The following is a 6894-nucleotide window of genomic DNA, read 5'->3' as shown; positions in this document are numbered from 1 at the left end:
CGCCCATGGATAGCCGGAATGTAGCCACCTTCGCGAATCGGAAGGACCGGCGTGATTTTTGTCGCTACCAGGAGTAACAGAAAAGTTCGCGGAATCCCGCTCACCAGCACCGGATCGGCGATTCGAGCGCTTCGAAACGCACTGGAAACGCGGCGGCCATCGACCGACACGCACTGTGCCGCAATCTGATCCGGCGCGGTCCGGCTCGTGACCCGCAGCCGCCATCAAGGGGAAAGATCGATAATGACCAGGCTCGTCGCCACACTGCTGCTCGCCGCCGCCCTCACCGGGTGCGCCTCGAAGACCGAGACCGCCGCACCGGCCACCGCGACGACGGCCGCCGGGCCCGCCTCGCCCGCCCGCACCAAGGCGTGCCAGCAGTTCACGGCCTTCTTCACCTCGCTGCGCGAACAGGCCAAGAGCTCCGGGTCCGGCTGGACCCCGGAGCAGGGCGCCGAGGAACTGCTGTCGACCATGCGCCAGTCCCCGAGCTGGGCGTCCACCTCCGAAGCGGACCGCACCGCCACCGAGGCCGGCATCAAGGACGCGGCGAACGGCACCAGCTGCGGCTGATGCCGTGCCGGTCCGCCGCTAACGGGCGAGCAGGCCCTTGGCGATGTGGGTGACCTGGATTTCATTGCTGCCCGCGTAGATCATCAGCGACTTGGCGTCGCGGGCCAGCTGCTCCACCTTGTATTCGGCCATGTACCCGTTGCCGCCGAAGAGCTGCACGGCTTCCATGGCGACCTCGGTGGCGGCGCGCGAGGAGTACAGCTTCATGGCCGACGCCTCGGCGAGGGACACCTTCTCCCCCGCCGCGGTGCGCTCGATGGCATTGAAGACCATGTTCTGCACATTGATTCGCGCGATCTCCATTTCGGCCAGCTTGAGCTGGATGAGCTGGAACTGGGCGATCTCCTTGCCCCACAGCTTGCGCGACTTGGCGTAATCGACGCTGAGCCGGTGGCATTCGTTGATGATGCCCAGCGCCAGCGACGCGATGCCGATGCGTTCGGCCGCGAAAGATTCCTTGGCGCTGTCCTTCCCGTCACCCTTGGCCGGGTTCTCGGTCTCGCCGAGCAGCCGGTCCGGGGTGATGCGGACATTGTCGAAGAACAGTTCGCCGGTGGGCGAGGAGTTCATGCCCATCTTCTTGAACGCCGGGCTCTGCACGAATCCGGGCATGCCCTTGTCCAGCACGAAGGTCAGCACCTTGCGGTCGCGCCGATCGGTGCCGTCCTCCTCGTCCAGCTTGGCGTAGACGACGGTGACATCGGCGTAGGGCCCATTGGTGATGAAGGTCTTGCGACCGTTGAGGATGTAGTCCTCCCCGTCCCGCCGCACATACGACTTCATGCCGCCGAAAGCGTCGGAGCCCGAATCCGGTTCGGTGATGGCCCAGGCCCCGACCTTCTCCATGGTGACCAGCTCGGGCAGCCACCGCTTCTTCTGGGCCAGGGTGCCGCGGGTGCGAATGGTGCCGACGGTCAGTCCGAGACTCACGCCCATGGACGCGACCAGGCCGAGGCTGACGCCGGCCAGTTCGCTGTTGAGGATGACCCCCATGCTGCCCGACCCGCTGAACCCGCCGCCCGATCTGCCGGTGGTGCCGGCCTCCTCGCGCGCGAACGCCTTCTCCAGCCCCTCGCGCGCCATCTCGTCCAGCCCGAAGGTGGCGTACAGCTTGCGGATGATGTCGAACGGCGGCAGCGCTCCGCTCTCCAGCTGTTCGACGTGAGGCTTGATCTCCTTGTCGATGAACCCGCGCACCGCGTCACGGAACATCAGGTCTTCGTCGGACCACTGGTACATGTACTGAACTCCCGAGGGATCGCCGGAACGGTTACCCCGAATATAGAACAGGTTCTAATTCGGCCCGGGCTCGACTCGGTACTTCCATGACGGCTTCGGCCACCGCGAGGCGAACGTCGAGCCGAGGTGGGCGGCGGATGCCCGGATCGCCTTGCAGCAGCAGGCGGACGGCGGCCCAGGGGAGGTTGACGCCGGCGTGGGCGGATTGGAAGAGGCCGGCGGCGGGGCGGGGGTTGGCTTCCAGGAGGACGGGTTCGCCCTTGCGGTGGCGGAGTTGGATATTGGTCAGATACGCGAGTTCGAAGTGTTTGACGAGGCGTCCGGCGATGTCCAGGGCGGCGGGATTGTCCAGGAGCATGCGGAAGCGGCCCTGTTTGGAGCGCGGGATGCCGATCAGGAGTTCACCGCCCGGAGCGGAGAGGCAGTCGATGCTGATCTCGGGGGCGTCCAGATAGGGCATGACGAGGAGTTCGGGGACGGGGCCGCCCTGTTCGGCGGCGCGGGCGAGCGCCCCGGCCACCGCGTCCACCGACGCCACGGGCAGCGGCGGAGCGAGCAGGGTGGCCATGGAGAGCGGGCCGTCGTCGAGGATGCGGAAGCCGAACGCGGAGTACTCGCCGCTGGGTTTGATGCAGAGTTTGTCGTCGGTGAGCGACAGTTCGGCGACCGCGGCGCGGAAGGCGTCGGCGGTCGAGACCACCCGCCAGGGCGGCACCGGAATGCCTGCCGCACCGGCTATTTCGTAGGTGCGGACCTTGCTCGTCAGCGCGGTCACGGCCGCGCGCGGCGAGCACATGACGGCGGTGCCGACCGCCGCGAAATCCATTTCCCGGCCCGCCAGCGCGGTCAGGCGGCGGGGCGGGATGAGCACGTCGATGCGATGGCGGCGGCAGAAGTCGAGCGCGAAGCGCGCGTACTCCTCGTCGCTGACGTGCCGGGGTTCCAGCTCGGCCACATCGCACACCGACAGCGCCACCGCCCCGGGATCGATATTGCTCGCGTAGACGGTGACGTCGACCTGATCGGGGTTCTCCCGCAACAACCGCATAACCTGCGCAGACGCCGCGCCGGCGCTGCTCAGCCAAATCCGAAGCGTTATGACAACGCTCCTCTCTCCTCCATGCTGCCGAGCGGTGTCAAACCTTGGCGCGATCCAGTGGTGCGCGGATCTTAGCCCGGTTCTGTGACGGGTGCGTGGCCGGCGGAAGGCACCCCGGTTTCGTTGCCGCCCAGCCCTATTCACCCAGCGTAGAACCCTTGCGCGGACGCCTCGCGGCAAACCGGTTATAGTGCGCTCATGTCGATCGCCGTCCGTCTCGCACCCGGTTGCCGCCCGCGCGGCTGCCGCGCGCCGGCGCGACGCGTGCACGGCCGCCGGGTGCGGTACGTGATCGGCTCCGAACCCGGTCAGGTGAACGGGATGCGATGGCTCCGCGAGCCGCACATCGTCCGGGGTGACTGAGACCGCCGCGCGCGGTCCGTCCTCGTCGTCCCCGCATCGGGATGACCGCTGCCACAGCGGATTCCGCGTGCGGTATGTGCGTGCTCGTCGTGACTTCTCCCAGTCCGGTCGCCGGGGCACGCCCCGGCCGCACAGTGAGCCGAACCATGACCGATCATTTCTTCGTCCCGGCCCCCGAGGGCCAATTACCCGATCCGGAAGGATATTTCGGCGGGTACGGCGGTAAATTCATCCCGGAAGCGCTGGTCGCTGCCGTGGACGAGGTGGCCGCCGCCTACGACAAAGCCAAAACCGATCCCGCCTTCGTCGCGGAACTCGAGGCGCTGCTCACCGACTACGCCGGTCGGCCCAGCGCGCTGACCGAGGCCTCCCGTTTCGCCGAATATGCCGGTGGCGCAAGGCTTTTCCTCAAGCGCGAGGACCTCAACCACACCGGCTCGCACAAGGTGAACAATGTGCTGGGCCAGGCGCTGCTGGCCAAGCGCATGGGCAAACCGCGCGTGATCGCCGAGACCGGCGCGGGTTCGCACGGCGTCGCCACCGCCACCGCGTGCGCGTTGTTCGGGCTGGAATGCGTGGTCTACATGGGCGAGGTGGACACCCAGCGGCAGGCGTTGAACGTGGCGCGCATGGAAATGCTGGGCGCACAGGTCGTTCCGGTCACATCCGGATCGCGCACGCTCAAGGACGCCATCAACGAGACCTTCCGCGATTGGGTCGCCAATACCGACAGCACGCATTACATCTTCGGGACGGTGGCCGGGCCGCATCCGTTCCCCGCCATGATCCGCGATTTCCAGCGGGTGATCGGGGTGGAGGCGCGCCGGCAGCTGCTGGAGCGGACCGGGCGGCTGCCCGATGCGGCGGTGGCGTGCGTGGGCGGCGGATCGAACGCGATCGGGTTGTTCCACGCCTTCCTCGACGACCCCGGGGTGCGGCTCATCGGTTGTGAGGCGGCCGGGCACGGCATCGCGAGCGGGGAGCACGCGGCGTCGCTGTCGGCGGGCGAGCCCGGGATCCTGCACGGGTCGCGGTCCTATGTGCTGCAGGACGACGAGGGCCAGATCATCGAAGCCTGTTCGATTTCGGCGGGACTCGACTATCCGGGCGTCGGCCCCGAGCATTCGTATCTGCACGACAGCGGCCGCGGCGAATACCGGCCGATCACCGACGCGGCGGCCATGGACGCCTTCCGGCTGCTGTCCCGGACCGAGGGCATCATTCCCGCGATCGAGAGCGCGCACGCCCTGGCCGGGGCGCTCGAGGTCGGCCGGGAACTGGGGCCGGAGGGACTGATCCTGGTCAACCTGTCCGGGCGCGGCGACAAGGACATGGAAACGGCCGCAGCGTATTTCACCGGTCGCGATGCGGAGGTGCGCGCGTGATGAACGGGAACCTGCGACTGCTGACCGATACCCTCGAGACCGCCCGCCGCGAAGGCCGAGCCGCGCTGGTGGCCTACGTGACCGCCGGATATCCCAGCGTGGACGGCGGTATCGCGGCCGTCGAAGCGGTGGTCGCGGGCGGCGCCGATATCGTGGAAGTCGGCCTGCCACACAGTGATCCGGTGATCGACGGCCCCGTCGTGCAGACCGCCGCCGGGCACGCACTGCGAGCGGGAGTACGAATCGCGGACGTCATGCGCACCGTCCGGGAGGCGTATCTGGCCACGGGCAAACCGATTCTGGTGATGACGTACTGGAATCCGGTCGAGCGCTACGGCGTCGAACGTTTCGCCGCCGAACTCGCCGCGGCGGGCGGTGCGGGCTGCATCCTGCCCGACCTCCCCGTACAGGAGTCCGAAGCGTGGCGCCGCAGCGCCGCCGCCCACGAGCTGGCCACCGTCTTCGTGGTCGCCCCGAGCAGCACCACGGAGCGCTTGGCCGAGATCACCTCGGCGGGCACCGGTTTCGTGTACGCCGCCTCGACCATGGGCGTCACCGGCACCAGAGCCACGCTCGACGCGGCCGCCCACACCCTGGTCCAGCGCCTGCGCGCACTGACCGAGCTCCCGGTCTGCGTCGGCATCGGAATCTCCGACGCCGCCGCAGCGAGGCAGGTGGCGAGCTTCGCCGACGGCGTCATCGTGGGCTCCCGCCTGGTCCGCGACCTCCTGGAAGCGCCGGACCCGGCAACCGGATTGGCGGCGGTGCGCGCCCGCAGCACCGAACTGGCCGCCGCCGTCCGCACCCCGGTCAGCTGACCGACCGGGACTTCCAGGCCAGCAGGGCGGCCTGGACGACGAAGAACACGCCGCCGCCGGTCGCATAGACGGCCAGCACCGCCAGGGACGGCGCGGCTCCGGTGGCCTGTGCCACGTAGGTGACGCCGACGAGGAAGGACAGGCCACCGGAGATCAGCGTCGGCCACTGCTTGCCGAAGACGGGTCCGCGCCGATAGATGCCGACGGCCAGCTGGGTCGCGCCGGAAAGACTGGCCCAGACCCCGAATACGGCCAGCACCGCGGGGACGCCACCCGCCGTACCGCCGACGCCCACCGCGACAGCGGCGACCGTGCTCAATATGCCGTTGAGCGCGGTGATCCGGCGTTCGGAACCGTCGGGCACTGCGACATAGTCGATGGCGCATGAGACGGCGTCGATGAGCGGGTAGATCACCAGCAGGGTGAGCGCGACGGCGTCCAATGGATCATGGGCAGCGGCGAAAGCCGCGGCCCACCCCAGCGCCACCAGGCCGCGAATCAGATAGAGGCGGACCAGTGACGAGCGTTCGGAGGTGGAGGCCGGTGCCACGGCGACGGAATTCATTTCGAGCCTTTCATCGGATTCGACGCGCACCGGCCACGAAAGCCCGTGGCCGGTGGTTGTTCACAGCGGATCGCTAACCGAGCAGATCCCGAACGGAGGGCCCTCGCCCGTGCAGGACGGCGAGCTCAGCCCAGATCCACAGGGCGACGGGACCGGCGAAAACCGTTGTCGTGCTGCGCTGATCGGCTCTTCGGAACGCGGCGAACGAGGGCATGACGATTACCTTCTGTGGGTGAGAACGAGTTCCCGGAACGCGTATGGGGCCGCCATTACGCCGCCGCCCGCAGCGGGCCCGCGAAAGACTTGCGCAGGGAGGACGGGCCGACCAGTGGGAGCAGGGCGGCCAGTAGCTTGCCCTTGAAAGTGGCCGGGGTGCGGGTGAGTTCGACGTCTACGCGGGTGCCGGAGGTGTCGGGGGTGGCGCGGAAGATCCAGCCGCCGCCGGGGCCGAAGAGTTTGGAATCGAGGGTGGTGATGGTGACGGTGTCGCCGGCCGGGTCCCAGTCGTAGCGGGCGCGTTCCCAGGCGGCGGCGGTGCCCTCGGTGACCTCGGCCCAGTTCTCGCCGCGGGCGTGGACGGTGAAGTGGTCGGCGTCGATGGTCGGCCATGACTCGGTACGGGTGGGGCCGAAGTCGGTGAGTACTCGCACGACCTCGGCGGGGGTCAGGGTGGACTGGAGATGAAAGCGAACGGTAGGCATGGGAATACCTTCGCTTTCGGGGCGCCCGCGCCGAATCTGTCGGATGACGCTGGGGTGACGTAATCCGGTTCGCGGCCGGACGGCCGACGGCGTCACCGATTACGTCATGCGACGGTCGTGAGTGCCCGGGGGCGCTGCCTAGCGTCGAAGG

Annotated in this window: 8 protein-coding genes; 4 read left to right on the top strand and 4 right to left on the bottom strand. The window is 68.5% G+C overall.

The genetic code is table 11. The features are described 5' to 3' along the window. Positions 1-243 precede the first annotated feature (243 nt). Positions 244-573, top strand: a complete 330-nt coding sequence (locus LTV02_RS02750; protein WP_233037902.1) for a hypothetical protein — start codon at positions 244-246, stop codon at positions 571-573. 18 nt (positions 574-591) lie between these two features. Here LTV02_RS02750 and LTV02_RS02745 read toward each other — a convergent pair whose 3' ends face one another. Both LTV02_RS02745 and LTV02_RS02740 read right to left on the bottom strand, forming a co-directional pair. Next, positions 592-1812 (bottom strand): acyl-CoA dehydrogenase family protein, encoded by a 1221-nt coding sequence (locus LTV02_RS02745; protein WP_233037894.1) that lies wholly within the window; start codon positions 1810-1812, stop codon positions 592-594. 31 nt (positions 1813-1843) lie between these two features. Beyond that, positions 1844-2854, bottom strand: a complete 1011-nt coding sequence (locus LTV02_RS02740; RefSeq protein ID WP_233037892.1) for an ATP-grasp domain-containing protein — start codon at positions 2852-2854, stop codon at positions 1844-1846. 255 nt (positions 2855-3109) lie between these two features. Here LTV02_RS02740 and trpM point away from each other — a divergent pair, with 255 nt between their 5' ends. The 3 genes from trpM to trpA all read left to right on the top strand — a co-directional run bounded on the left by trpM (position 3110) and on the right by trpA (position 5477). After that, the gene (gene trpM / locus LTV02_RS02735; protein WP_233037890.1) at positions 3110-3274 is read left to right on the top strand and encodes a tryptophan biosynthesis modulator TrpM; all 165 of its coding nucleotides are present in this window, start codon (positions 3110-3112) and stop codon (positions 3272-3274) included. A gap of 146 nt (positions 3275-3420) precedes the next feature. Beyond that, a complete protein-coding gene (trpB, locus tag LTV02_RS02730) occupies positions 3421-4659 on the top strand; it encodes a tryptophan synthase subunit beta (RefSeq protein WP_233037888.1) in 1239 nt (412 codons plus the stop codon). Continuing rightward, positions 4659-5477 carry a tryptophan synthase subunit alpha gene (gene trpA / locus LTV02_RS02725; protein ID WP_233037887.1) on the top strand — a complete coding sequence of 273 codons (819 nt, stop codon included), beginning with the start codon at positions 4659-4661 and terminating at the stop codon, positions 5475-5477. Before trpB ends, trpA begins: the two co-directional genes overlap by 1 nt. On the opposite strand, the gene LTV02_RS02720 is transcribed toward trpA, so the two are convergent. Both LTV02_RS02720 and LTV02_RS02715 read right to left on the bottom strand, forming a co-directional pair. Further along, positions 5470-6042 carry a DUF308 domain-containing protein gene (locus LTV02_RS02720; protein ID WP_233037885.1) on the bottom strand — a complete coding sequence of 191 codons (573 nt, stop codon included), beginning with the start codon at positions 6040-6042 and terminating at the stop codon, positions 5470-5472. The genes trpA and LTV02_RS02720 overlap by 8 nt on opposite strands. A 269-nt stretch (positions 6043-6311) precedes the next feature. Continuing rightward, complete coding sequence (locus LTV02_RS02715) at positions 6312-6743, bottom strand: SRPBCC family protein (RefSeq protein WP_233037881.1); 432 nt, start codon at positions 6741-6743, stop codon at positions 6312-6314. Between the last annotated feature and the right edge of the window lie 151 nt (positions 6744-6894).

Origin of the sequence: Nocardia yamanashiensis (genome assembly GCF_021183565.1) — a bacterium.
Classification (GTDB): domain Bacteria; phylum Actinomycetota; class Actinomycetes; order Mycobacteriales; family Mycobacteriaceae; genus Nocardia; species Nocardia yamanashiensis.
This window is presented reverse-complemented; position numbering and strand designations above follow the sequence as displayed.

Excerpts from the sequence above, each read along its gene's own strand:
- trpA (WP_233037887.1), top strand. The coding sequence starts at position 4,659 with ATGAACGGGAACCTGCGACTGCTGACCGATACCCTCGAGACCGCCCGC.
- trpM (WP_233037890.1), top strand. The coding sequence starts at position 3,110 with ATGTCGATCGCCGTCCGTCTCGCACCCGGTTGCCGCCCGCGCGGCTGC.
- LTV02_RS02745 (WP_233037894.1), bottom strand. The coding sequence starts at position 1,812 with ATGTACCAGTGGTCCGACGAAGACCTGATGTTCCGTGACGCGGTGCGC.
- LTV02_RS02720 (WP_233037885.1), bottom strand. The coding sequence starts at position 6,042 with ATGAATTCCGTCGCCGTGGCACCGGCCTCCACCTCCGAACGCTCGTCA.
- LTV02_RS02715 (WP_233037881.1), bottom strand. The coding sequence starts at position 6,743 with ATGCCTACCGTTCGCTTTCATCTCCAGTCCACCCTGACCCCCGCCGAG.
- LTV02_RS02750 (WP_233037902.1), top strand. The coding sequence starts at position 244 with ATGACCAGGCTCGTCGCCACACTGCTGCTCGCCGCCGCCCTCACCGGG.
- trpB (WP_233037888.1), top strand. The coding sequence starts at position 3,421 with ATGACCGATCATTTCTTCGTCCCGGCCCCCGAGGGCCAATTACCCGAT.